The 25,382-nt window shown below is 40.6% G+C and carries 26 protein-coding genes; 3 read left to right on the plus strand and 23 right to left on the minus strand.

Annotated elements, in window-relative coordinates; all coding sequences use genetic code 11:
- Positions 1-10: 10 nt before the first annotated feature.
- From LS684_RS23940 to deoD, 9 genes are all read right to left on the minus strand, one after another.
- The gene (locus LS684_RS23940; protein WP_489886023.1) at positions 11-1,471 is read right to left on the minus strand and encodes a lmo1851 family serine protease; all 1,461 of its coding nucleotides are present in this window, start codon (positions 1,469-1,471) and stop codon (positions 11-13) included.
- A 108-nt stretch (positions 1,472-1,579) separates the two neighbouring features.
- The gene (locus LS684_RS23945) at positions 1,580-2,167 is read right to left on the minus strand and encodes a YitT family protein (protein WP_233812109.1); all 588 of its coding nucleotides are present in this window, start codon (positions 2,165-2,167) and stop codon (positions 1,580-1,582) included.
- A gap of 78 nt (positions 2,168-2,245) precedes the next feature.
- Positions 2,246-3,352 carry a GerAB/ArcD/ProY family transporter gene (locus LS684_RS23950; RefSeq protein ID WP_233812110.1) on the minus strand — a complete coding sequence of 369 codons (1,107 nt, stop codon included), beginning with the start codon at positions 3,350-3,352 and terminating at the stop codon, positions 2,246-2,248.
- A 33-nt stretch (positions 3,353-3,385) separates the two neighbouring features.
- On the minus strand, positions 3,386-4,495 hold the full coding sequence (locus LS684_RS23955) for a GerAB/ArcD/ProY family transporter (RefSeq protein ID WP_233812111.1): 1,110 nt from the start codon (positions 4,493-4,495) through the stop codon (positions 3,386-3,388).
- Positions 4,496-4,507: 12 nt separating this feature from the next.
- The gene (locus LS684_RS23960) at positions 4,508-4,735 is read right to left on the minus strand and encodes a hypothetical protein (RefSeq protein WP_169215206.1); all 228 of its coding nucleotides are present in this window, start codon (positions 4,733-4,735) and stop codon (positions 4,508-4,510) included.
- A 12-nt stretch (positions 4,736-4,747) separates the two neighbouring features.
- A complete protein-coding gene (locus LS684_RS23965; protein WP_233812112.1) occupies positions 4,748-5,941 on the minus strand; it encodes a Ger(x)C family spore germination protein in 1,194 nt (397 codons plus the stop codon).
- 23 nt (positions 5,942-5,964) lie between these two features.
- Positions 5,965-7,560, minus strand: a complete 1,596-nt coding sequence (locus tag LS684_RS23970) for a spore germination protein (protein WP_233812113.1) — start codon at positions 7,558-7,560, stop codon at positions 5,965-5,967.
- Positions 7,561-7,714: 154 nt separating this feature from the next.
- Positions 7,715-8,581 (minus strand): M15 family metallopeptidase, encoded by an 867-nt coding sequence (locus LS684_RS23975; protein ID WP_233812114.1) that lies wholly within the window; start codon positions 8,579-8,581, stop codon positions 7,715-7,717.
- Positions 8,582-8,728: 147 nt separating this feature from the next.
- The gene (gene deoD, locus LS684_RS23980; RefSeq protein ID WP_169215210.1) at positions 8,729-9,433 is read right to left on the minus strand and encodes a purine-nucleoside phosphorylase; all 705 of its coding nucleotides are present in this window, start codon (positions 9,431-9,433) and stop codon (positions 8,729-8,731) included.
- A 270-nt stretch (positions 9,434-9,703) separates the two neighbouring features.
- Between deoD and LS684_RS23985 the strand changes: the two genes are divergently transcribed.
- The gene (locus tag LS684_RS23985) at positions 9,704-9,847 is read left to right on the plus strand and encodes a hypothetical protein (RefSeq protein ID WP_169215211.1); all 144 of its coding nucleotides are present in this window, start codon (positions 9,704-9,706) and stop codon (positions 9,845-9,847) included.
- A 62-nt stretch (positions 9,848-9,909) separates the two neighbouring features.
- Here LS684_RS23985 and LS684_RS23990 read toward each other — a convergent pair whose 3' ends face one another.
- From LS684_RS23990 to LS684_RS24000, 3 genes are all read right to left on the minus strand, one after another.
- On the minus strand, positions 9,910-10,230 hold the full coding sequence (locus LS684_RS23990; protein ID WP_233812115.1) for a YodL domain-containing protein: 321 nt from the start codon (positions 10,228-10,230) through the stop codon (positions 9,910-9,912).
- Between the two features lie 96 nt (positions 10,231-10,326).
- The gene (locus LS684_RS23995) at positions 10,327-11,097 is read right to left on the minus strand and encodes a sporulation protein (protein WP_225003819.1); all 771 of its coding nucleotides are present in this window, start codon (positions 11,095-11,097) and stop codon (positions 10,327-10,329) included.
- Between the two features lie 17 nt (positions 11,098-11,114).
- The gene (locus tag LS684_RS24000) at positions 11,115-11,918 is read right to left on the minus strand and encodes a serine/threonine protein kinase (protein WP_225003433.1); all 804 of its coding nucleotides are present in this window, start codon (positions 11,916-11,918) and stop codon (positions 11,115-11,117) included.
- Positions 11,919-12,208: 290 nt separating this feature from the next.
- Here LS684_RS24000 and LS684_RS24005 point away from each other — a divergent pair, with 290 nt between their 5' ends.
- Entirely contained in the window at positions 12,209-13,297 is a 1,089-nt protein-coding gene (locus LS684_RS24005) for a DUF2515 family protein (protein WP_233812116.1), read from the plus strand.
- Between the two features lie 104 nt (positions 13,298-13,401).
- On the opposite strand, the gene LS684_RS24010 is transcribed toward LS684_RS24005, so the two are convergent.
- The 10 genes from LS684_RS24010 to LS684_RS24055 form a co-directional block, all read right to left on the minus strand.
- Complete coding sequence (locus tag LS684_RS24010) at positions 13,402-13,578, minus strand: YozD family protein (protein WP_169215216.1); 177 nt, start codon at positions 13,576-13,578, stop codon at positions 13,402-13,404.
- Between the two features lie 278 nt (positions 13,579-13,856).
- Positions 13,857-14,516, minus strand: a complete 660-nt coding sequence (locus tag LS684_RS24015; protein ID WP_169215218.1) for a hypothetical protein — start codon at positions 14,514-14,516, stop codon at positions 13,857-13,859.
- 146 nt (positions 14,517-14,662) lie between these two features.
- Positions 14,663-14,887, minus strand: coding sequence for a YozE family protein (locus LS684_RS24020; RefSeq protein ID WP_169215219.1), 225 nt, complete (start codon positions 14,885-14,887; stop codon positions 14,663-14,665).
- Positions 14,888-14,995: 108 nt separating this feature from the next.
- On the minus strand, positions 14,996-15,286 hold the full coding sequence (locus LS684_RS24025) for a YokU family protein (RefSeq protein WP_233812117.1): 291 nt from the start codon (positions 15,284-15,286) through the stop codon (positions 14,996-14,998).
- Positions 15,279-16,706, minus strand: a complete 1,428-nt coding sequence (gene kamA / locus LS684_RS24030) for a lysine 2,3-aminomutase (protein WP_233812118.1) — start codon at positions 16,704-16,706, stop codon at positions 15,279-15,281. Before kamA ends, LS684_RS24025 begins: the two co-directional genes overlap by 8 nt.
- A 154-nt stretch (positions 16,707-16,860) precedes the next feature.
- Entirely contained in the window at positions 16,861-17,694 is an 834-nt protein-coding gene (ablB, locus tag LS684_RS24035) for a putative beta-lysine N-acetyltransferase (RefSeq protein ID WP_169215222.1), read from the minus strand.
- Between the two features lie 179 nt (positions 17,695-17,873).
- Positions 17,874-19,139: a peptidase gene (locus LS684_RS24040; RefSeq protein WP_169215223.1), complete on the minus strand. Its 1,266-nt coding sequence runs from the start codon at positions 19,137-19,139 to the stop codon at positions 17,874-17,876.
- An 11-nt stretch (positions 19,140-19,150) separates the two neighbouring features.
- Positions 19,151-19,813 (minus strand): 3-oxoacid CoA-transferase subunit B, encoded by a 663-nt coding sequence (locus tag LS684_RS24045; protein ID WP_169215224.1) that lies wholly within the window; start codon positions 19,811-19,813, stop codon positions 19,151-19,153.
- Positions 19,792-20,490 (minus strand): 3-oxoacid CoA-transferase subunit A, encoded by a 699-nt coding sequence (locus LS684_RS24050; protein WP_169215225.1) that lies wholly within the window; start codon positions 20,488-20,490, stop codon positions 19,792-19,794. The genes LS684_RS24045 and LS684_RS24050 overlap by 22 nt, the downstream gene beginning before the upstream one ends.
- Positions 20,491-20,492: 2 nt before the next feature.
- Positions 20,493-21,800: an aspartate aminotransferase family protein gene (locus LS684_RS24055; protein ID WP_169215226.1), complete on the minus strand. Its 1,308-nt coding sequence runs from the start codon at positions 21,798-21,800 to the stop codon at positions 20,493-20,495.
- Positions 21,801-22,147: 347 nt separating this feature from the next.
- Between LS684_RS24055 and LS684_RS24060 the strand changes: the two genes are divergently transcribed.
- Positions 22,148-23,932: a methyl-accepting chemotaxis protein gene (locus tag LS684_RS24060; protein ID WP_233812119.1), complete on the plus strand. Its 1,785-nt coding sequence runs from the start codon at positions 22,148-22,150 to the stop codon at positions 23,930-23,932.
- Positions 23,933-23,990: 58 nt separating this feature from the next.
- Here LS684_RS24060 and LS684_RS24065 read toward each other — a convergent pair.
- A protein-coding gene (locus LS684_RS24065) for an IS3 family transposase (protein WP_233812120.1) occupies positions 23,991-25,318 on the minus strand; the annotation gives its coding sequence in 2 pieces (ribosomal slippage) (positions 23,991-24,946 and positions 24,946-25,318; 1,329 coding nt in all).
- Positions 25,319-25,382 lie beyond the last annotated feature (64 nt).

The following is a 25,382-nucleotide window of genomic DNA, read 5'->3' on the forward strand; positions in this document are numbered from 1 at the left end:
TCCAATGCTCTTAGTTTTTTTTGTTCAATTCCTCAATGGCTTTCTTCACTTGAGGATCGTTTTCTTTCAGTTTGTCACGTAGATTAGACATGAGCTTTAAGGTCGTCTCTGCATTTAACGTTCCGGTAACGTCTAATTCATTCTTTTCCTGGAACTGCTTAACCGCTTTTGTCGTCTCTTCATCATAATATCCATCTACATTTCCTGGATTCAAATCAAGGGCATTGAGCATTTGTTCTGCTGTTTTCACTTGATCTGATAGGTCTGATTCCTTAAGTTCCTCATCAGGATTGATATAAGGAAGCTGTGCATATTCCGGCATCTTCACTTCAATATCCGGTGTGATCCCCTTTTCATGAATCCAATTGCCTTCAGGAGTCAACCATTTGGCAGTTGTAAATTTCATATTGGAGCCATCCTTGAAGTTTTCTGCTGTTTGCACCGTTCCTTTACCAAAGGACTTTGTGCCTACAAGAGGAATATCATTTGATTCATTCACAGCCGCTGCCAAGATTTCTGCAGCACTTGCGCTACCTCCATCAATCAGAACGGCTGTTGGAATGTCTATCTTCTGCCCGGATTCTGAAATATATTTTTCCACTTTCCCATTGCTGTCTTCCACTTGGAATAATACTTCGCCTTCAGGTACAAACAAGTTGGAAATTTTAACAGCTTGATCAAGTAATCCACCTGGATTTTGTCTTAAATCAAGAACCAGTTTCTTCATGCCTTTATCGTTCATATCATTTAAAGCTTCGGTTAATTCTTTATAGGTATTTTCCGAGAAGCTTGTAATTTGGATTTCAGCAACGCCATTCTCTTTCATTTCTGCATACACGGTTTCAATCGGTATTTCATCCCTTGTGATGGTCACTTGCATGGGCTTTTCCTGACCTGGCCGCTGGATGGTCAGAGTAACCTTTGTCCCTTTTTCACCGCGTATCAGAAGAACTGCATCGGTTACGGACATTCCTTGAATACTCTTGTCATCCACTTTCGTGATCTTATCATTCGGCTGTAAACCGGCTTTCTCAGCAGGAGAGCCTTTAATTGGAGACACGATGGATATATATCCTTCTTTCTCCTGGATTTCAGCTCCTATTCCTTCAAATGAAGAAGAGATGCTTTCCTGGAATTTCTTTGCTTCTTCTACATCCATATAATCAGAATAAGGATCGCCAACACTATCCAGCATTCCATTAATAGCACCGTTCACCAAGGTGTCCTGGTCAAGATCCTTATAGTAATTTTCATTTAACTTGTCATAAGCTTCATACAGTTTCTGAAACTCTGAACGTTCTGGTACCCCTACATTTACTGCTTTTTCATCTCCAAAAGCAAGTGCAAATGTTGTAATTCCAGCAGTTGCAAACACCAGGAAGAAAAGAAGCATAACAAATTTGAATTTTTTAATTTTTATAAAGCTCGTTTGATTTTCTTGTTCCGTGTGATCTTGTTCCAAAGCTTCCACCACTTTCGTTGCTATGTTCCATTTGCGAATTTCCGTTTAGAATATCATGAATCGTCATTATGAGCAATCTTGTGCCCATAGCTTCTTTATTCTATCAGCTTTTCCATATTAACGAAAGGAAAATCCGCTGTCATGATTATGATGTGTCAATAGTGTTGTAAAAAAACCTACTGTACTGACAGCCAATAATGAATACAAAAACGATTCGACTCCTATCACCGGCCAGCCTACCATTAACACAAGGCCATCAATGACAAAGATGATTTTTCCCACGTTCATCTTTACACTCCTGCCGATCAGCTGTGCCAATAAGTCCGTGCCACCCGTCGCAGAATTCCCCCTTAACATCATACCGATGCCTATACCTACAAAGGCACCTCCGCACAATGCGCTGCCCATGGGTGGAAGGATGAAGGCATCTTTCCATTGATAAATAACATCGATCATCAAAGATGATAACCATAGGCCATGAATACTATTATAAAACAGTCTTCTATCCATAAAAAACGCTAACATATAGAGAGGAATGCTTAAAATGATCATTGTCAGGCCTGGCTTGAACCCGAACCAATAATGTGAAATGAGTCCTATCCCTATCATTCCCCCATCCAGAAAATGATGGGGCACAAAAAATATATTGATGCCTATCCCTACCAAAACACTGCCCAACACAATGATACCGAAATCTCTCCCCATACCTTTCCCCCATTTACAGTAGCTTGGACACCCTCTATTACTGTTGTATGAGTGGATGGTGTAAATCATTATTGATTTTCACTGAACGTCTAAACTTCCTTGTTTATATGCCTTCTTTGAATGGAAAAAAAGAAGCAATAGGGGGAATAGGAAACCTATAATCATTTTGTAAATTAACGCGACCTGGATGAATTGTTGAAAAAAAGCAGTATTGGGGTAGATGATGATGGAAAAATACCAAGTGATGCCACCAAGTGGAAAGACACTCAGTTTAACACTTCTAAACTTGAAAAGGTGGGTTAATGACAAACAGGTAACATAGTAGCAGAGAAGCAGCTTGATGAATAAACTGATGATCCAGACAGCAGCAATGATCACTTCTACTCTTTCAAATATGTTCGCCACATTTATCTTCTGGGCTAATAAAAAGGTGGGATAAATATAATGTGATGATAAATCATGTCCGAATACACCAATGATCAATACCGTAATGATAATAAGGATAGCCCCTCCTACAGCCCCTCCTTTCAACAGGGATTTAAGAGCATGATCCCTTTCGTTCACATGGGGAAGAATCATCATGAATATAACCATTTCCAAGTACGGTAATGAAAAAATGGACAATGAACTCTTCAATATGGGTTTCACGCCGGAACGGGCAACGGGCTCCAGATGATGCCAATCCACTTCAGGGATGATAAACATAAAGAAAATCAAACATAAGATGATGAACGTAGGGTATAAGGTTTCTGTCGTTCTTGCTATCACCTCCAACCCCTGCCTGGCACCGTAAAGGATGGGAATAAGAAATAACAGATGAATGTATTCCTTCGGGGTCACCTTCAATACGGATTCTGCTAAAAAATCCCCGAGATTACTCAAGACCTGGGCACTCAATAAGAAAAAATACAAAAAATAGATAGTGTTCACTATTTTACCCGCAACTGGCCCAAGTACATCGTCATGAATTTGAAACATATTTTTGTAGGAGTGTTTCTTCGAAATGATATAGTAAAGAACGAATAAAAACATCCCTGCCGCTGTTCCAATTAATCCCGATATCCACCCATCATTCTGTGCCTTAATCAGTGCAGGCGGGATCAATAAAATCGTACTGCCAATGGCATACATCAGGGTCAATAGATAAAGTTGATAAGGTGTAATTCTGATCATATCTGATTTCAACTCCAGCCCCTCCTATACCAGGCATACATTTCATTAAGCTGATTGTTTAGAATGAAGTTTTTTCTTTATTTTCAAGGAAAATAGGCCCAACAGAGGGATAAACAGACCGAACAACAGGGTGTAAGAGAGGATGACTTCATTTACAAACATGGTAAAAAAAGCAATATCAGGGTAGATCGTCACAGAAAAATATAAGATCGGAACAAGTAACGGAAAGATCAAAACGGTATGGTTTTTCACGTGTAAGATTTCTCCTAATCCGTACACAGTAGAATAAAAACAAATCAGAACCTTAAAAAATAAACTCATGATCCATACAGCCGCTGCCACCACCTCCACTCTCTGCAAAAAGTCTGCGATGTTTATTTTTTTGGCCAACACATAGGTTGGATAAGGCAGATGGGAGGAAAAAGAATATCCCAACACCAATATAATAAGGAATGTCAATGAAATCAGAATGATACCTCCTGCTAGTCCTCCGACTAAAAAGGATTTCCCAATCTTCGTTTGTTCCACTACATAGGTTGAAATCAATATTAGTGCAAACATTTCCATATAAGGAACTGTGATGGTAGACAATGCCCCTTTTACGACAGGCTTCATTCCTTCTCCCAAAATGGGTTCTAAATTAACCAATTGCCCTTCCGGTATTAAAAAAATCACCAGGAATACTAAAAGTATGATGAACGTGGGATATATCACTTCAGCAGAACGGGCAATTACTTCAATCCCCTGCTTCACTCCATATGCCACCGGGATCAAAAAGAGCATATGGATATACATTTTAGGTGTCTCAACCATAATCTGAGTGACCATGAAATCCCCTAAGTTACTTAATACTTCACAGGTCAGAAAAAAGAGAAAAAGAAAATAAAAAATGGAAATCATCCTGCCTACGAGTGTCCCAAATGCCTTTTCCAGGATAGAGAACCAAGAGAGACCAGGATTGAGTTTAATTAAAGAAACATATATATAGATAACCGATAAACCAAGTGCAACACCGATGATTCCTGATATCCAGCCATCCTGCAGACTTGCGTTAATCAAAGCCGGCGGGGTTAACAGGATTGAACTTCCTATCGCGAAAAACAAAACCAGCAGCTGGAATTGTCGAGAGGATATTTTTTCTACTTGGTTATCCATGTTTCATACTCCTTATTTAAACAGTTTATTGATCCAATCTGTTACGGGCTTAAAGACGAATATGATGGCCTCCAGTGGGTTGGGTACCTCTATATGAAAAGCTTCTGCTACAAATAAACTTATCCCAAACAGGATAATTGATACATACACCGCCAATTCTTTCCTGGATTTCTTAAGGTGTGGAAAATCAACGAAGAACATAATGAAGGAAACGGATAGTATGATTAAGACGTTTACCACTGGATTCACCTCCTAGTCCTCAAGGGCCTCACCTAACGTTCCTGTATTATGAATCTTTGCTTTAACGTTTACTTTTGAACGGATGTCAGGGAATAATTCATCCCACTCATCTTGATGCTTCTTCCAATATGATGGCTCTTTGCGGTGGAGAGCGCTCCCAAATCCTATGATATCGGAATGAAACTCTTTTTGAGACACTTTGATACTGTCTTCAACGGACGATTTGATGTTGTCTGCCAGTTGATTTTGTATGTTTTCCAACACTTGTAAATCGGACGGATTTAATTTACATTCCACATCGACAAGATTGCCCTCGACTTCAATCTCACTCAGAATGACCGGGGATTTCTTATCGATCCTTGCTGTGAGTTTACTATCCGTCCGGATGATTTCCACCGTCAGCTTCCCTTCATGACTACCTGGGCAATTCAAGACTTCTGTGCTGCTTATAATATTCCCTTGTGAATAATTGTATCCTTTACTCTGTTTCTCATTAAACCACCCGACCAATTGATCGTCTTTGAATACGGCTAAATTATCCAGGATCACTTTCGTTTCAGGAATGGAAGATTCAATATTCCCTGAAGTTCTCCCCACTTGAGGATCACCTTCCAATATAACTCCTGTAATGGCTAGTTCTTTCCCTTTGGTACTTAAGTCCTCCAGCATTTCATCAAATTTATAGGCGGTCACGCTTCCATAATGCTCATTGGACGAAGTAATCATTGATTTTAACGAAAGAGCCGGGATAGGTTCTATGTATGTTAAAATAGACAATACGTCTTTGGCACTTTGATTCTTGGAAACGACAACATAGAAATCATTTCTTAATTCGTGATCCCTTATCAGAGGATCAAGGAGACTTTTCAAACCTTCCTTTACCAATTCCTCATCAAGGACCAATAATTGAACGTGTGCAAAGTATACTTTTCTAGGGGTTAATTTCGTCAGTTTCCTCCATGCCTCGAATAACGTTTCCCCTTCGGCAGAAGTGGATCTTACTGTGGCTCCAACGGCTCCTTTTTTCGTAGCCTGTGAAGAAGTAGTAGGGTTTATCAACTGAACGGTAAAGGAATAGCCATTGTCTGTTTTATCCACTCCGATTGCCAGTGCTATGACCAACTCGTTAAGTTCCCTTCGATTCCAGCAACCTGTAAGCAGGATGATGGCAAGAAAAACAACGGCAACCTTTTTTACATGCTTCACCTGCTTACTTCCTCCTTTCACCATTAATTTTTTTGAAATTTATTCTTCGATTGCTGCCTTGTCAAATTTGCTTGATTGATTAACCTGGGACGTGTCGTTAACCACTTTAATGGCAAATGGAAAATGGCATCTTTTTGATCCGTTTTATTATATGGAGCAATTGGCGTCATATAGGGGACACCAAATGATCTTAAGCTGCATAAATGGATGACTAACAAAAACAATCCTACCGTCACCCCGTACAACCCAAACGAAGCAGCCAATATCATAAAGGCAAACCTTAATCCCCTAACCGCGATGGCCAGATTATAAGCTGGAAAGACGAAGGTGGATATGGCTGTAATAGACACCACGATGACCATGGCAGGGGTGACAAACCCGGCTTCTACTGCAGCCTGACCGATAACGAGGGCACCGACAATGGAAATGGCCTGCCCTACTGCCTTTGGCATCCGTATCCCGGCTTCCCTTAAGATTTCAAAAGTCAACTCCATAATCAAAGCTTCCACGAACGCAGGAAAGGGCACTCCTTCCCTTTGGGCAGCCAGGGTAATCATTAATGGTGTCGGTATCAATTCCTGGTGAAACGTTTTAATCGCGATGAACATGGATGGACTTAGCAGTGCCAGAAAGAAGGCTACATATCGGAGCATCCTCATGAGACCGAAGTCCGACCGCTGATAGTAGTCCTCTGATGATTGAAGGAATTGCGGAAACACCACTGGTACTAGAAGGACAAAAGGAGTTCCATCCACTAAGATGGCGACCCTCCCTTCGATCATCCCTGCTGCAACCACGTCGGGCCGCTCTGAGTTAAAAATGGTTGGAAATGGTGAGATGGTGCTGTCCTGGATCAATTCTTCAATGTATGCACTCTCAAGAATACTGTCAATATCGATTTCATCTATTCTCCGCCGCACTTCATCCACAATGGTCTGATTTACGATCCCATTGATGTACATAATGTTTATTTCTGTCTTCGTGTATCTTCCTACAGTCTTCGATTCTAGTCTCACATTCTCATTTTTTATTTTTCTTCTGATCAATGTACTATTCGTCCGAATGTCCTCTGTAAACCCTTCCTGGGGTCCTCTTACAACACTTTGTGTCTGTGGCTCCCCGACGTTCCGTTTAGTCGGATCCTTCGTCTTGGCGATGATTGATTGGTTATACCCTTGGATAAAAATAGCCGTTTCTCCTGAGAGAACATTGGAAAACACTTCCTCAAATAAGTCCGTTTGGGTAATATCCCCAATTGTCAAACTTGTATCAGAGATACTTGAAATCAGGGCACCAGGGTCTTCAATCACCTTCGTAGTACCAAACCAGTCCAACAGTGACTTGATCACGCTGTCTTGTACCTGCTGTGATCCTGCTAATCCCTCCATATATACAATGACCATTGAAACATCCGGATGTGGATGAAGCTTCCGGGTTACAAGATCTGCACTCTCTCCAAATACTTCTTTCAGGTAAGAGATATTGATATCCAGGTTTGTCTGAATTTCTTTATATTCGGGGCCGCTCAGATTATCAATGGTTTCAACAGGCTCATCTCTTATATATCGCGGATTCTTTTTTTGTCTCTTCTTTTTAGGAATAATTTTTATTGGTGTCATTAGTCTGTACCACCTTAAAATCCAGCCTTTAATCATAATGTCTGCAAATTCCTGCCAATTATTCACACCCTTTACCAAATGCTTCTACTGTTGCACCATATAAAAACATGTCTACTAATAGAAAATGACCGGAAGGATAATCTTCCGGCCACTTTCATATTTCTTTGACGTTTTTAAAGTATTCTTCCAAAGTCCAGTCATTTTTTTTGATTACGTTTGCAGCTTCCTGCCCTACATATCGGAAATGCCATGGTTCGTACTGATATTGTGTTACTTCCACTTTATCTTCAGGGTATCGGAGGATGAATCCGTACTCATGGGCATTCTCTTCAAGCCATTTCCCTTCTTTTGTATCTCCGAATTCAATGTTCACTTGAAAATCATTGCTTTTGCTTGAAATGTCGATTGCCAAACCAGATTGATGTTCACTTTGTCCTGGTGGGGCAACAGCCATGACTGCTTTTTCTTCCCCGAATTGTGAGATCTCTCTTTCCAGTAACATTTCCTGGTATTCGTAGGAACGATAACCGGAAATCGCTGTTAGATAAACCTCATCGGCTTCTGCATCAGCAAATAGCCGTTCAAGCTGTTGGGCAGCTTCTTTCCTAAGATATGCCTTTTCAATTTCCTGATTTCCGAAAACAAAAGGTACGTTGGGGCGTGTTAAGTCATCGGGCTTATAGTCGCCAAAAGCATATTCCTTATTGACAAGTGCTAATAGGTTATCTGGATTTTGAATGACCTGTTTCCCATCGACCAGTTTTACCTCATTAAAATATTGAGATTCTAATTGAAGTTCAGGAGGAGCAGATTCCTCACTTGTCTCCGCATCTTTCGATTCATCAGAATGTTGATTCGCATCTTCTGTATGTTCGGAAGGTTGCTGATTTGAATCATTATTCTTTCCTGACATTTCTTCTTTCTGTTTTTCACCAAACAAATCTTGTGACCACTCCTGTATAGACCCACAACCAGTTAGAATAAGCAGGGCAGCAGCAGTAACCAAGATGATTTTCTTCATATTCTCACCCAGTTTCTCATTATTGTTCTTTTGACATTTTATCACGTTTAAAGATCCATGTATGCAGGATAAACATCACAATAAAAAAACTGCTTATAACCGTTCAGTTGATAAGCAGTTTTTTTATTGTCATGCTTTCTAATCCATTTATTCGTTGATAGCCGCTTCTAAAGCCACCTCGATCATTTCGTTGAACGTTGATTGACGTTCTTCTGAAGTTGTTTCCTCTCCAGTTAAAATATGATCACTTACTGTAAGGACAGAAAGGGCATTACGTCCGTATTTAGCCGCTAGCGTATAAAGGGCAGATGTTTCCATTTCAATTGCCAGTATACCGTATTGAGCCCATTTTTCATGATCAGCATTGTCATTATAGAACATATCTGCTGTAAATACATTACCTACCTTTAAATTTAGACCTTTTTCCACACCGGCGTCATAGGCACGTTTAAGCAGATCAAAATTAGCCGTTGGTGCATAATCGATTCCATTGAAGGTCAAACGGTTCATTTGTGAATCGGTTGATGAGGTCATGGCAAGAATGACATCCCGAACTTTCACATCTTTTTGGATGGCACCACAAGTACCCACCCTGATCAAGTTCTTTACGTTATAGCTTTGCATTAGTTCGTTAATATAAATCGAAATGGAAGGAACACCCATCCCTGTTCCCTGAACAGAGATTCTTTTTCCTTTGTATGTTCCTGTATACCCAAACATATTTCGGACTTCGTTATAGCATGTTGGATTTTCAAGAAATGTTTCGGCAATATACTTTGCTCTAAGTGGATCCCCTGGTAATAGAACCGTTTCTGCTATTTCGTTTTCTTTTGCATTAATATGTATACTCATTTTTCTTTTCCTCCTAACAAGAGTGTTGAAACACCATTGTAATCCTTTTTCATTTCTTATGCAACGCTTGAAAATGGAAGGATAGGAAGCGCTGTCACAGGTCAAACTAATTTCAGAAGGAGTGATTATGATGTCCAAAGAGAAAATGAGTAAAAAATTGAAACAGGCTGTGCAGCACGCAAATGAAACAAATCCTTCTAGACGGACGGGAACACAACCTAACTCTTCGAGGACTGAAAGACTTAAATCATAACGGGGAGGAAGATTGATATGGGTAAAAAACACAGGAACCGGGTCAATGCTCCAAAGAAGAATAATCATATTCCAAAAGAAGCTCTGGATGCTGAACACAATGCGAACGGCAAGGAACATTCAGCCCTGAAACGGAAAAACGGTCCAGGCAATCACTTATAAGATAAAAAATAAAGGAAAGAATCCCTTTTGGAGATTCTTTCCTTTTCAGCTTGGTTACAGCCTTAGTGAATCACAATCCGATTCACCCTTTTCCACCCGTTTGACTGAAGGCGATAATAATAGTGGCCTCTCCGTCCTTCATCGATAAAGATAATATCACGTGTCGCCATATATCTGCCTTGAAAATCTTTAGGCATTAAATCCGGGACATTAAACATTCTGAATGTCTCATACAAAGCTTCTTGATGATTATTTGCCTCCATGGAGATACGATAAACCTCTTCATAACCTTTATCCTCTCCATAATTAGGCGTTTGGAAAATGGTCACGTCATAAGTCGATCTCAAAAGCTTAGGACGAATGATTTTTTCAAGTAAAGGCATGAGTACCCCTCCGTCATTATGTTGTACTCATACTATTACACATCCACCTTGTCGAATCCTTCAAAGAAAGATAGGATTCTTTGTCGAATCGGCTGATTAAGCGAATCGATTAATCACTTCCTGAAGTTTAGATGAAAGGTGGGGGATATCAGAACGTCGAATCGACAGCTTCACCATGGATTCGTCCATTTCAAGCGCCTCGGCTAAAAAGCCCCCTAATCCTCTTGCCCGTCGATCCACTTCCAGAAGCAGATCCACGTGCTCTTCAGATTGATTCATAAACACCAATTCAAGTTCATCCAACTTCCGCTGATACTGACCATCGACAGGAACAAATTCGAATTCCTGGATGAATGGATAGCGGCCTCTGTACCGGCGTGGTGCTTCTTCACATTCCACTTTACGAATTCTGAAGCCCAGTTCCTGAACAGATGTTAGGACCGCATTTGTCAGTTCATTCGGGACAATTTCAATATAGTCCTTGTCTTTAGGGTCGACTGCATTTTTGATATCCAGCCCGGTGGCTACCCAAACCCTTGTGTTACCGTACGTAATTGGGGTTTCAAATGGTAAGGTAAAGGTAAAGGGAAACTCTTTCTTTTCATTCTCCTTGATGGTAAATGGCTCAGAAATTTGCACTTTTTGAATAGGTGCGTAATCTGTGTACTTCTTGTCATCCGATTCCCTGATATATGTAGTATAGAGAGTTAAATAAATGGAATCAATGTTCTGCTCGGCACTTCCCCCAGTAATTTCAACTATACCTTTTACTGATTCCCCTGCATGATAACTTGATCTTTCTAACTTCGTATCTACCGTTGCCGCTCCGATACCAATCGAAGCAAACACTTTGTTAAAAAATGACATCATTTCTTCCTCCTCGATTAACTTTCTTGGATAGACTGCAGAACTTTGGATAATTCCACCAGAATTTCTCCTGCATCACTGAATGCAGTGTCAATTTGCAGAAGCCTTCTGATCATCGCCCTGGTATCAGGATGAATGTCCAATTCTTCCTCCCAGCTTTTCTCCTTTTTCGCCACTGGTTCATACGATGAATACAGCAGGAATAAAAGGAAATGGCCAAGTGCATAGAAATCACTCTGTGGCGACAGCTCCCTCATATAATCCCTATGCATATTCGACTTTCTTTTAGTTGAGTGACGGATCACACCAGCTAGCCCGAAGTCTATGACATGAAGCGTCCCTTCATGCATCAGAATATTTGGAATCCTCAGGTCTCGATGAACATAACCATTTTCATGGATCCATTCTACCAGGGTGACTAATTGAATACCTAGCTTAACTGATTCTTCCTCCGAATACGTTTTTCCTTCTTTAAAAATCAACTCTTCAAATGTTTGACCTTTCATTCTTTCCATTATGAAATAAGGGGTATTTCTATACTTTCCAGATGTATATACGGTGGGAAACTGATGATGAGATAAAGTTGCCAGTGCATTCATTTCATTTTGAACATATTGGACGTGATTGGAAAATAACTTTTTGTAAGGGCGTATTCTTTTCAAAATAGCTTCTTTGCTGTTAGATGGATCGCTAACAGAGTATGTGGTGCCATAGCTTCCCCTTCCAACTAAACGTACTATGTGATAGCCTTCAATGATTTCACCCGGTTTCCACGTTTGTTCGAAACCATCAATCAGCCTGCGCAAAAGAGCATGCACCATCTCTCAATCCACCTCAGCCCTAACTGCTAAAAAAGCTGGAGAAGAAGCTTTTACTTTTATGCTTCTTATAATGATGATGTCCAAAATGTTTATGCTTTGGGTTTCTATACTTTTTCCAGGCATCACTCGAGCTGTATCGGCCATGATACTTGGAACTTAACAAATGTTTCAATAATTTTCTTAACATAACCAAACCTCCCAATAGATATCATCCTCACTCCTAAGACTATATACGTTTTGGTTAGAAAATAGTTTCATATACAAAAAAATTCATAAAGGAGAGGGACCACTTGACCTTCTCATCCATTGGAAGCATGTTAAAGTTATTCAAAATCGGGAGCAACGAAGAAACGATACCTCTCCTTACACAGGAATCCATAGATGTGCTTTACGATCACTCAATCGGGGATCCTTCTCCCGTCATCTATCTTCCTCATGATCTTACACTCTATGAATCCATAGAGACAAAAGTAAGGAGTGCTAATCTTAATAACATGACTCGAACCACATGTTACCTGGATTTCTTTAAGCGAAACCCTGAAATCCCCTGGTCTTTTCTTGCTCATATGGTCTCAAGAAATGCAGGTTATCTTATGACGGACCTCCGTAGTAACCTGCTTTCACAGATCCTGAGTAAAAACGAACAAAAAGCGTTATTTTCCTTTCTCGACCTTTGTAATGCAGCTATTTTTCAGGATGCTTATCCTCAATTATTACTGTATGAACAGTGGAAAAAAACCGGGAATTCCTCCTTCCACCTCTTAAGAAAATTCAACATTTCCCAATTCATGACCGGTATTTGGAAGGATTATCTTACATCAGGAAATAAACGGGCTTTAACCGTAGGACTGATTATGAACGAACAGCATATGATTCAAAGGAGAATCGTATCAAATCAAAAAAACATGGGAATAGAAAAATGGCTTTTTTTATTCCAGGATCGCTTACAATTCACTTCTATTCTTTTTCCATATGGAAAGCGCTCCCCCTGCTCTCTTGCAGGTCTTTCAGTATCTCACTTTGAACAGGTTAAATCCAGAATCCAGTTGGGAAAGAAACTGTACAGTATTTTATTTCACGAGAAAGTCTTTCCAACTGCATACTCATTTGCCTTAAAACATCCTCATAGCGGATCAAGAGAAGATTATTGGCCACATATTTATTCAAGTGAAAATAAAAACAAACGGCTGTATAGCCCCACACTCAGATCCGTTTGGGATGATGCGCACCCTTATTCAATCTCTCCAGCTGACTGGTTTACAGATCAGTCAATTGATGTAATGGAACCTCTGCTGACACTCTTCATACCCGGCGAATATTCCATGACCAAAAAGTGGAGAATGTTAACCTCCATTCTCATGAACTTAAAAAGGGATTGACTCAAAATGAAGTGCCTCACACGTTTTACACAATCTGTAAAACACGGATGACACTCAAGAGTCAATCCCCTATGCCAAGTTCCTATAATATAGGTCAAAAGATCCTAGACATCCTCTTCCCATTCTTCATCAATGATACATTTGGCAATCAAATACTCGAATGTGATATCCGCTATTTCTTCCAGCTCATCTTCTGATGGTATATACCCTCTTTGAATGAGTTCTTTCATGAAGAACTCTGCAATTTCCTCAGTGTCGATAAAGACTTCTATCTCCCGCATGTGATCGCCCCCTTTGATTCTCAATTTATGACAGCAATCCTACAGTTATGCTTGAAGAAAAAAGTTTTCATAAGAGATGAAGGACAAGCATACACTTTATCATCAAAGATAGAGGAGAGATATCATGTTAAACGCATTCACTCAAAAGACAAGAACCATCATAAAAGAATTAGAAAATGGTGAGGGATGGATCGTTTCTTCGATGCAATGGATACTCCGGATCGTACTGCTTACTTTCTTAATCATAAGTGTCCCTGTTTTCCTGTATATCATGTGGCTTATTCCTTCTCTTTAACGATGGATTGGGAATTAGTGTGCTTTTTTAATTGCTCAAGCACATAATCCATCTTATTCTTATATTTTGTATCCTGAAAAAGCAAATACAGCGCTTTGTAATCATTATAATGATCAAGAAGCTGATCAATCCAGCTTGGTTTAGGGGACGTTGATGAATGAAGCAATTTTGTCTTGCCTTCTTTTTTTTGTGGAAATACAAATCCATATTTTTTGATAAAGGCTTCTGCCTGCTCTTCATCTGCAACTAATGTGATTTCTTCTTCGTCTGCTTCCAGCCACTCGCCATCTGTGATTCTCATTAACTCATAAATGACATCTTCCCAGGCATCATCTTTATAGCGCCAAATTTCCGTCCTGAAGCCTACCACTTTAAAGAGATCCTCATCATATCCCTTGACCATGACAAGATCTCCAAATAGAAATTTATATTCTATATCTATTTGTTCCTGTTCAAAAATGTATCCTTCATAAGAATCAAGCAATTCTAATGCCTTCTCCTTGAATAGTCCTTCACTTTCGTTTACCTCATATAAAAACTCCCCGTCGAGTTTTTTTATATCAGTAATTTTACCGACTGTACCATAAATCGTTACGACTACTGTTTCCCCAACTCTAAATTTAGGCTCTTTTCGTTTCTTCATTCTCCCCTCACCCTTAATCGCCTTTTTTATATGATATGCAATTACAACCATATCGGTATACACGATTGCATCACTCTTTTTCTAAGGAGAAAAAAAGACCGACATAGTGAGAACATATGTCAGTCCGGTAGATAGAGATATTTAGTCTATTCTTTTTCATCTAATAGATACTGCTCCCATGCAAGGTCGAAAATGGACATACTTTCAAGATAATAGCCATTCATTTCAAGATAAGAACTGACCTCATGATAAGCTTGAGATTGTTTAGGAAAGCTATGGTCATCATAAGCTGAATTGGCAAATCGGGTTAATTCATCCCTGGCAGTCGGCTGCCTGTATTTCATTAAATAATGATAAAAGGATTTTTTCATATTTTCCACCTATCCCTGTCTTTTCTTTTCTAAAAGGATAGCGGAAGAAGGTGAATTCGTAAAGTTTTTGCTTCTAATAGAAGATTCTCAATCATGAAACATCCTGGACTAGAATCGAAAGTAATTTTTTTTCAATAATCGAGGATGGTCCATTAATTTTGTATAGGTGATTACTTTGTCGATCGATTTGGTATCAATCAACATGAGTTGATCCTCAATTTCGTTGATGACCGCCTCTTCTTGATATTCCATTCCGCAATGGCTGCAGGAAACGCTTGGGACGCCTGTGATCTGAATCGCTCGTGAGCCATCGGGAAGTTCCCAAAATACGTTGGATTGACTATCATTGGCCGTCTTTTCTTCACACCAGTCGCATCGTTTCAATGAGGATTTACCCATTGGACTTTTCTTCCTTGTCTTCATTCTTATCCTGCTTCATTTTCGACAGCATCGCTTTGTGCTTCTTTTCCTTAAGCTGATCCCTTTTGCCTCTGAAGTCTTTAAGGGAATTATGCTCAGGGTTTTCCTCATATTCTCTTCTTCGCTCCAACCGTTTTAATCCACTAGGTGTAAGAGAAGAATGCGTTTGGTTCATCAAACCTGCGATCCCAATGGCAGGTTCTTTGATTTCCTCATCGTGGTACACTTCTTTAAAGTAGTCATCTGCCCTTCCTGGCACGTATTCTTCTGGTTCCGGATAAGTGGAGATAACTCCTTCGAAATTTCGGACTACGACTTTTGAAGCACTTTGGGAAATGAGATAATTTGGTTGCAAGGAAATTTTCCCTCCACCTCCGGGTGCATCCAGCACGAAAGTCGGGACTGCATAGCCTGATGTATGTCCCCGTAACCCTTCAATAATTTCTAAGCCTTTGGAAACGGGTGCCCGGAAATGTCCGATCCCTTCTGATAAGTCGCATTGATAAATATAGTATGGACGTACACGAATCTTGACAAGATCGTGCATGAGCTTTTTCATGATTCCCACACTGTCATTTATACCGGCAAGAATAACCGCTTGATTCCCTACCGGAACCCCTGCATCTACGAGCATCTCACACGCTTTCTTGGATTCTTCGGTGATTTCGATGGATGTATTAAAGTGAGTATTCAACCAAACCGGATGATATTTCTTTAGTATTTGACACAGATTCTCTGTAATCCGTTGGGGAAACACGACAGGTGCTCTCGTGCCAATCCGGATGATTTCAACATGTGGGATTTCTCTTAAGTTCTTTAAGATGTACTCGAGAATTTGATCATTTATCAAAAGGCCATCTCCCCCAGAGAGAAGGACGTCCCTTACACTTGGTGTCTCCCTGATATATTCAATGGCTGCATCGAGCTGCTTCTTTGGTACACCCATTCCGATTTGTCCTGAAAACCTTCTTCTCGTACAGTAACGGCAATACATCGAGCATTGATTGGTTACAAGAAACAATACCCTGTCCGGATATCTGTGAGTCAGCCCTGGAACAGGAGAATCTTCATCTTCATGTAAAGGATCCTCCAAGTCATATTTCGTTTTATGAATTTCCTGACCTATAGGAACAGATTGCATCCGAATAGGGCAGCGGGGGTCTTCCTCGTTCATTAACCATGCATAATAAGGGGTGATATTAAGCGGGATGGTCTTAGTTGAAATCCTGACACCTTCTTCTTCTTCGGGAGTCAGGTTCACCACTTTCTTTAAGTCATCAAGGGTTCTGATGGTATTTGTGAGCTGCCATAACCAATTATTCCATTGCTTATCTGTTACGTCTTTCCATAGTTCAATTTCTTTCCAATCTCTTTTTGGTTTATAGAGATTCATTTTCATTTTCTCCACCCACTTTACAAAAATATCTTTCAATCAGAATCCATTATTGAAGCTAATAAAACGCTGTAGATCCAGGAAAGGAAAACAAATAAACTTCTTTTGAACTAATGGATTTTAATCAGTATGGATTACTGGGGAACAGGATAATCAATACTTACACTTCACTCAAATCTTTTTGCCAAATGTTCATGTCTTCCATTTTGTCAAAGATGATGCAGTTATTCGCCAATCTTCCCCCGTACCGATACCCAAGCTGCTGAAAAACGGCATTCATCCCAAAAGAAAGTGCCCTGGCTATCGTATAAGCACAGTAGATATTCCGCTCCTGCAATTCAGCTTCTAACTTTCGTATAAGGTGCTTCATATACCCTCCCTTGCGATGGGAAGTACGTGTAGCACAGTCTGTGAGTTCTGCATTTTTCCAGGTTGATGACACTTCGGCTGAAGCTGCGCTGATTATTCGGCCATTCTCTTCGATGTATACAAAGATTGTCCCACTCTCCATTGACTGTTTTACATATTCAGGATTGTGTAATGGAACAGGATAAAGCTTAAACACTTCCCGATACAGATCGGCTAACTGAGAAACATGCTCCTCAGTCGCAACAGAAATTGGTTTGGAACACGGCACCTCGTGACTTTCAAGTGCCTGAACGGTTTGGAGAATGACATCCTCATCCCTCCAATATGAGCTGTTCCTTCTTTCATTTGTTAAAAAATTACTCAAGAAAAGAACTCTATCTCCGTCAAAATACCCTTTTACTCCCCCTTCCAGGATGAAGCCCCTTTCCAAAAAAAAGAGAGATTGATCCCATTTTGACTTAATGATCACCTTTTCATAAAGATTCGATCCTGTTTGTCTCTTAATATACTCCCATAACAACCCTGCATTTCCCCTAAACTCATCCACCCGCAGACGCCTGTTGTATTCATCTTTATAAACAACAGCTTCAAGCTTTGGTTGTTTGATATATTCGTAAGTTTGCATTCAAATAAGCCCCTTTTTAACCAACATATGAAGCGTGAAGCTCAGTTATGAAACATAGAAGGATAAAAAAGGAACAACCCCCTGTCTTTCATTCAATGAGTTGTAATTGAGATAGATAGTATGAAGAGGGTACGTTTCCTTGAAGCCCACCATTTATATCCTTACCCATAAAAAGATAATCATTTCTTTTTATTGCACCAATCCAGAATGAATAAGGAAAGAATTTCAGCAGTTTGGTAGATTCTGTCCAATTCAATATATTCGTCTTTGTCATGAGCTACTTCTGTAGTACCTGGACCAAATACGATTACCGGGATATCTCCACCTTTGGAAAGAATACCGCCATCCGTTCCCCATGGCGAGGCTTCAACTATTGGAGTGGTCCGCAACACTTGTTTCATATAATGGCTGAGGCTTTTAACTAATTCATGATCGCATGGAAGGTCTCCAGGCTGCCATCTTCCACCAAACCATTCGATTTCCACTGGATGATGTTCAAACCATGGATCCACCTTGTTCAGGTTTGAAATGACCGCTTCCACTTCCTTTTCCACTTCAGGCATCGTTTCCCACGGCCCAACCCCTACCCTCCCTTCAATGACAGCCAGGTCAGGGACTGAAGATGGCCATTTTCCGCTTTCAATCCTTCCGATGTTTATTGGTAACGGAATGGGTATACTGCTATACAAAGGGTCCTCCACTTTCCCATTCCTTGAGGATTCTAAATGTTGTAGAGCGTGAATGACAGTGTAAGCTTTATCTATCGCATTTACTCCTTCATACCTTGTTCCTCCATGGGCCGGTTTCCCTTTTACTTTTATGCGGAACCACATGGACCCCTGCTGCTTAGGAAAAAGCTTCATATTGGTTGGTTCGGGGATAATGGCAGCGTCAGCTTTATACCCTCTCAATAAGGCCGCAAGGGTTCCGGTTCCGCCACTTTCCTCTTCAATGACGCTTTCAAAGATGATGTCACCTTTAAGGGGGACATTCAATTCCTTTATCACTTCAAGTGCAAGCAGTAAAGCAACCGATCCCCCCTTCATATCCGTTGATCCTCTTCCATAAAGCTTTCCGTCTTGGATCACTCCACTGTATGGGTCATAGGTCCATCCTTCCCTTTCACCTTCAGGTACCACATCGATATGTCCATTTAATAGGAGACTCCTGCCTCCTCCGCTGCCTTTTAAGACACCCACTACATTTGGGTTACCTTTGAAATGATCACGGTCACAACGATAGAAAGGATGATCTTTCACTTCCTCTTCTTCCACTTCCCAAATATCCAACTCCAGGCCAAGTTTCCGGCACTTCTCGATGACAATCGCCTGGGCTTTGGATTCATTTCCCCTTACACTGTCTTCCTGGACTAATCTTTGCAGGAGCTTGATGGTACTTTTCTTTTTCGCTTCTATTAATTCCTTGATAAGACGGTGATATTCCATAGTGGTTCCCCCTAATCTATATATTTGATAGCAGGGCTCAGGAAATATGAAGCTTCTGTTGTCTCTTCTATGTCCTGAAGAGTATATGGATTAAAGATCTCTCTTAGTATTAATCGACCATCTTCAATGGTAAAAACAGCCCTGTCTGTAATGATCATAGAAACACATGCTCTTGCCGTTAATGGAAGGGTACATTCCCTTACGATTTTACTTCCCCCTTTTTTATCTAAATGAGTCATGAGCACGATGACTTTCTCCGCCTTGGACGCAAGTTCGGTAGCACCCCCCATACCAGGAACTTTTTTTCCTGGTATGATCCAATTGGCAAGATCACCCTTTTCACTGACTTGCAGAGACCCAAGAATCGTTAGATCGACCTTTCCTCGTCGAATCATGGCAAATGCGATGGAGCTGTCTGTATAGCTCCCTCCCTTCACCAATGAAACCGGAAACCCTCCTGCATTGCACAGGTTCTCGTCCTCACACCCTTTACCTGGTGCAGGTCCTATCCCAATAATCCCGTTTTCCGATTGAAAGATAACAGGAAACCCAGGGGAAAGATGATTCGGAACTAGGGAAGGTATTCCAATTCCTAAATTGACAATCATATGTTCTTTCACTTCCATAGCTGCCCGCTTTGCTAATTTATCCTTCACTCCGTTTCCCATGCCCATTTCCAGTCGACTCCTTTAGACAATACAATATGATCTACAAAGACTCCCGACGTTACGATTTCCTCAGGATTCAATTCCCCTGCTTCCACAATTTCTTCGGCTTCTACAATTGTAATATCTGCCGCCATAGCCACAAGTGGATTCGTATTCCTGGCACTTTTGTCATAAATCAGGTTTCCGAATGTGTCAGCCTTTTTGGCATAAACGATCCCTACTTCTGCAACCAGTGCTTCTTCATATAAATAGCGGCAGCCTCCTATCTCCAGTAAGACTTTTCCTTTATTTAGATAGGGATCATCCACACCTATTTCGGTTACAATCCCCTTCAATCCGACTCCACCTGAACGAATCCTCTCAGCCAATATTCCTTGAGGAGAGAATTCAACCTCAAGTTTCCCTTCACTCATTAACCGTCCAGCAATGGGGTTCGAACCTATGTGAGAAGCAATCACTTTCTTTACTCTGTTTGCTGCCACAAGCTGTCCGATGCCGATATGGGGAAAACCAGTATCGTTTCCAATCAAGGTGATATCCTTCGTACCCCAATCCAATAAATGCTTACAGATTGTTGGCGGGGAACCCACTCCTCCAAATCCGCCAAACATCAGGGTCATGTGATCGAAGAAAAAATGTTTTATGCTTTCATAGCTGCTTGTTTTATTGTGAAGACGGGACATATTTAATTCTCCTTCCCATTTTCAAGTACCAGTTGAAAGGTTCTTCTAAGTCTTTTAACCATTTCTTCAAGTTCCCTTTTCGAACTGTTCAATGGGGGGGCAACCATAATAGCAGATCCTTTCCTCCCGTCAATGCCGGCAGCCGCGGGGTATAATAATATCCCGCTTTCAACCCCTGCTTGAACAACGGACGATGTAAATGCTGCTCCAAGGGATGTAAACTCTATTCCTAACAGCAGCCCCCTGCCTCTTACATCCTGAATAAATGAAAATTCCGTTTTTAATTTTTCAATGAGATTTTTCAGGTACGTTCCTTTAGAATGGACACCTTCAATCATCTTCTCAGAATCAATCAGTTTAAGAACAGCAAGTGCCGCTGTTGCCGACATAGGATTTCCACTGAATGTATGGCCGCTCATGATCATTTTAGATCCATTCTCGATTGGCTCCATAATGTTGTCAGCTATAAGGGTGGCAGCAATGGGAGCATATCCTGCGCTAAGACCTTTACCAATCGCTACAATGTCGGCTTTCACCCCCCACTGATCTAACGCTAAAAAGGTCCCTGTCCTTCCACATCCGGTCATGACTTCATCTGAAATAAACAAAATCTCATGTTCTTCACAAATCGATTTTATCCGCTCATAGTATCCTCTTGGAGGGGTAATGGCGCCTCCTGCTGCACCGATGATCGGCTCTGCCATAAAAGCAGCGATATTATCTGCCCCTATTCTCATAATCATCGTTTCTAATTGGGATGCGCAGACAAGATTACATGATGGATACGTTTTTCCAAAAGGACAGTGAGAACAATAAGGAGGTTCTATTGTAGGCCAGTCTCCAAGATAAGAATCAAAGCGTTCCCTGCGGGCTGGATGACCTGAGGCGGATAATGCACCGAAAGTAATACCGTGGTAGCTGAGCCATCTGGATAATATCTTTCTTTTCATCGGTCTTCCTTGTTCCTGCCAGTGTTGAATAGCTATCTTGATGGCCGTCTCAACAGCTTCAGATCCGCTATTTACAAAGAAACTCCATGGATAGCCTGTCTTCTCATGAAGAAACGTTGCTAAATCCTCAGCTGGCTGATTACTGAATTGAGAACGATACACGAAAGCAACCTTATTTCCTTGACTTACAATGGACTGAAGAATTTCTTCCATGCCATGTCCTACATTGGCCGTTACTGCTCCTGAACAAGCATCGATATACTCCCGTCCATCAGTATCGTACAAATAAACACCTTTTCCGTAATCTATGGTCGGATAGTGTTCCCCAATCAATGGTTTTATTAAATGCGAATGAGGCATAATCCCCCTCCTGAAAGAATCAGATTCGTACTCTCTTTCGATTCGATCATCTCGTTGCTCATAAAGAGTTCCCTATCACTATTCATATGTATGAAAAGCACAATCTTTCTTTTCTTTTTTTCTTTATGATAAAGAATCATTCGAAAGTATTCTTAGATGAAGCTTATACCGATATAGAACGACTGTATTTCAGTCGTTAACAAGATATCATTGATTGAAATATAATAAGATTCTCAAAAATTCGACAGAAAATGTACAAAGTGACTAGATATATTAGGTCGATATGTATAAAATAATGGTAAGTTCATCCTTTGATGCTACTTTTTGCTTATCTTCAGGAGGGGGAAATGGTGAAAAAGACAAAAGAAAAACAGACAAAAAGAATAAAGAGTAAGAAAGAGAGTAACAGAAAAGGTATAGGTCTCTTTACTTACTTTCGTACAATCCGGGGTAAAGTCATCCTGTCATTCGGATTATTGACCATCGTCCTATTAATCCTCGCCTCTACTTCTTACTTCAATATGATGAAGCTGGAAAAAGAGATCAACACGTTGATTACATACGATATGCAGGTTGATACGAAGGTAAAGGATTTATCCAAGGTATTGAATGAAATTGAAATTGGTGAACAGGGGTTTGTCATTACTGGGGCTACAGGCTTTTTAGCACCCTATCAAAATGGAAAAAGGTCCGTTGAAAATCATATAGAAGAGTTGAATACCTTATTACAGGGTAATCAGGAGCAACTTGATAAACTAGATAAAATCGAGGCACAATATGGTTTTTGGATTCAATTTGTCGACCGTGTCATCGATACAAGGAAGGATAAAGGGCTTGAAAAGGCTGCCACTCTTGTTGAGTCCGGTACAGGTAAGAAATATCTTGACGGAATCCGTTCATATGTAGATATGATTGTAATCGACCAGGAAAAAGATCTAAATGATCGAATCGATTCATTAAATCAGCAAGTTTATTTATCTAAAATCATAACGATTGGCTTATCAGCATTTGCCGTCATTTTAGCTGTTTTCTTCGGGATCATTTTATCTCATACAATCAAGACAAATACCAAGAAGATCAGCCGATCTATTCTGGAAATTGCGAACGCAGGCGGGGATTTGACAAAACGGATCCATGTAAAATCAAAGGACGAGCTTGCAGATTTGGCAGCTGATACGAATCAACTTATTGCTGGAATTGCAATCCTTGTTAAACAAGTTTCAGAAATGGCCGAGAATGTTTCAGCCAGCAGCCAGGAACTTTTGGCTTCCGCTGAAGAAACGTCCCGGACCATTACATCCATTGCAGAAACATCTACCGAAATTGCAGCGGGCAGCGATCAAACCACCAGCCGGATGTCAGAGTCATTGAGTAAAATGAACAGTCTTGAAGAAGCCGCACGTTTCTTATTTGATCAGGCAGAGCTCGTTAAGGTAACTGCTCATGATATGAGAGTGGTTGCTGAAAAAGGCGGAAAAACCGTTCAAGCCTCTTCGTCAAAAATGCTGAGCATAGAAGAAACCATGTCAAATACAAGTGAAACGGTCGAAGCGTTAGGTCAGCGATCATCTCAAATCACAACGATCATCGGAACCATCACTGACATCGCTGAACAAACCAATCTTCTTGCTTTGAATGCTGCTATTGAAGCAGCACGGGCCGGGGAGCATGGAAGAGGGTTTGCCGTAGTAGCTGATGAGGTCAGGAAACTGGCCGAACAGTCCCGACAAGCAGCAAAAGGTGTAACCGAAATTGTACACAGCATTCAAGAAGAAGTTGATGTCATCATAAAGCAGAACTCTGATGGAGTAAAAGAAGTCATCGCAGGTGTAGAAATCACAAACGAAACAAACACCTCACTTGAAGATATTCTTAACCAAACCACAAAAACAACCGTTGTAGTGGAAGAAATGGTTGGTCATATTCAGGAGACTCTTAATCTCAGCCAGGAAGTCGCCACTTCGTTTGCCCTAGTCAATGAAATTGCCGAAGCTACCGCTTCAAATACAGAAACCACCGCTGCTGCATCCGAAGAAGGCTCCGCTGCCATGGAACAAGTGACAGCCAGTGCTTCAGAGCTTTCACAACAAGCAGAGAAATTAAAGGAACTGATTTCTAGTTTTAAAATTTAATGCAAAAAGAGCCGTCACTGAACTGTAACCTATAATATGGACAGTTTATTAAAAGGGCCTATGCTGTTAGTAAATGACCTCGGTATTGAACCGGGGTCATTTTATTTAATTCCCATTGATACCTTCTATGGTTATAACGTTGGATAAAGGTATCTACTTTCTCTTTCAATTCATTCAAATTCCTACATGCTTTGTGATTTACATGATCTTTAAAATGGCCAAAGAATGACTCCATCGGAGCGTTATCCCAACAGTTCCCCTTTCTCGACATGGATTGTTGAAGTCCAGCTTCCTTTACTTTCTGTTGAAAAAAGGGATGAGTGTAGTGAAAACCCTGATCCGAATGAATGAGGGACCTAGGGTGGAAACCATTTTGAGCGACTTTGAGCTTTTCTAAGGTACGATAAACCAAGTCCATTCCAAGCGACGTGGAAACATGGTGAGCTACAATTTCATTTGTTGTGCTATCTTTTACGCAAGAAAGATAAGCTTTTTGACCCTTACCATAATAAATATAGGTAATGTCTGTTAAGAATACGAGGCCAGGCTTTTCCTGTTTGAATTCACGGTTGAGTAGGTTTGGACACGTCCGGTGCTCCTGGGTTGCTTTCATCATTCGCTTATAGGGATTAGCTCTTCTAATTTTCGTCACAAGGTGAAACTTTCTCATTAACCTTCTGATTTTTTTATGATTCATGATGACATCGTAATCATTCTCTAAAAACATTTTGATTTGAAGGGCTCCTACTTTTTCATCTTCACGTTGAAAGATAGACCGAATCAATGTGACATCTTGTTCATCTTTCGCATTTTTCCATTCTCTTTTAGCCTTACACTTTAACCAGGCATAATAACCACTTCGGCTCACCCCGATATAAGTGCACAAATAGGAGACCGCGTTCTTTAATGCATACTTGTTTATCACGTGCTCGATGAGCACGTAGACCTCTTGTGGAGCTATTTTTTCTTCTTCAACGCCTGCCTTTCGAGTTCTTCTAGCTTTTTTAAGAATTCATTTTCAGCCTCTAAATAGTTGATCCGTGCTTCGGCTTTCTTAAGCTTTTCTTCAGTTGAAAGCTCTCGTTTTGAAGGTCGTCCTTGGCTTCCCTTGCCTCTTCGTTCCCCTTCTAATCCTGCTTTTCCATACATCTCAAAGGTTTTACGCCATCTTCTTAACGAGCGTTTTGGTTGATCTTTGCCAATAACTGCGACATCAAATCCATGTTCTTCAAAAATTTGGCTAGGAAACTTTCCTTTCTGATATTCTTCGATGGCGATCTGTTTAAATGAAGGTTGATAGCTGATAGTACGGGCAGATACACGTAACACATTTGGGTTATTCTCAAGCTGCTTCATTTCCATTTCTGTGAATATACGATTACTCATTCGCTCACTCCGTTCACTGTCTTTGTTTCATTATAAACGGGTTTTATTTCTACAAACAGAAAGA

This window comes from Cytobacillus spongiae, from assembly GCF_021390075.1.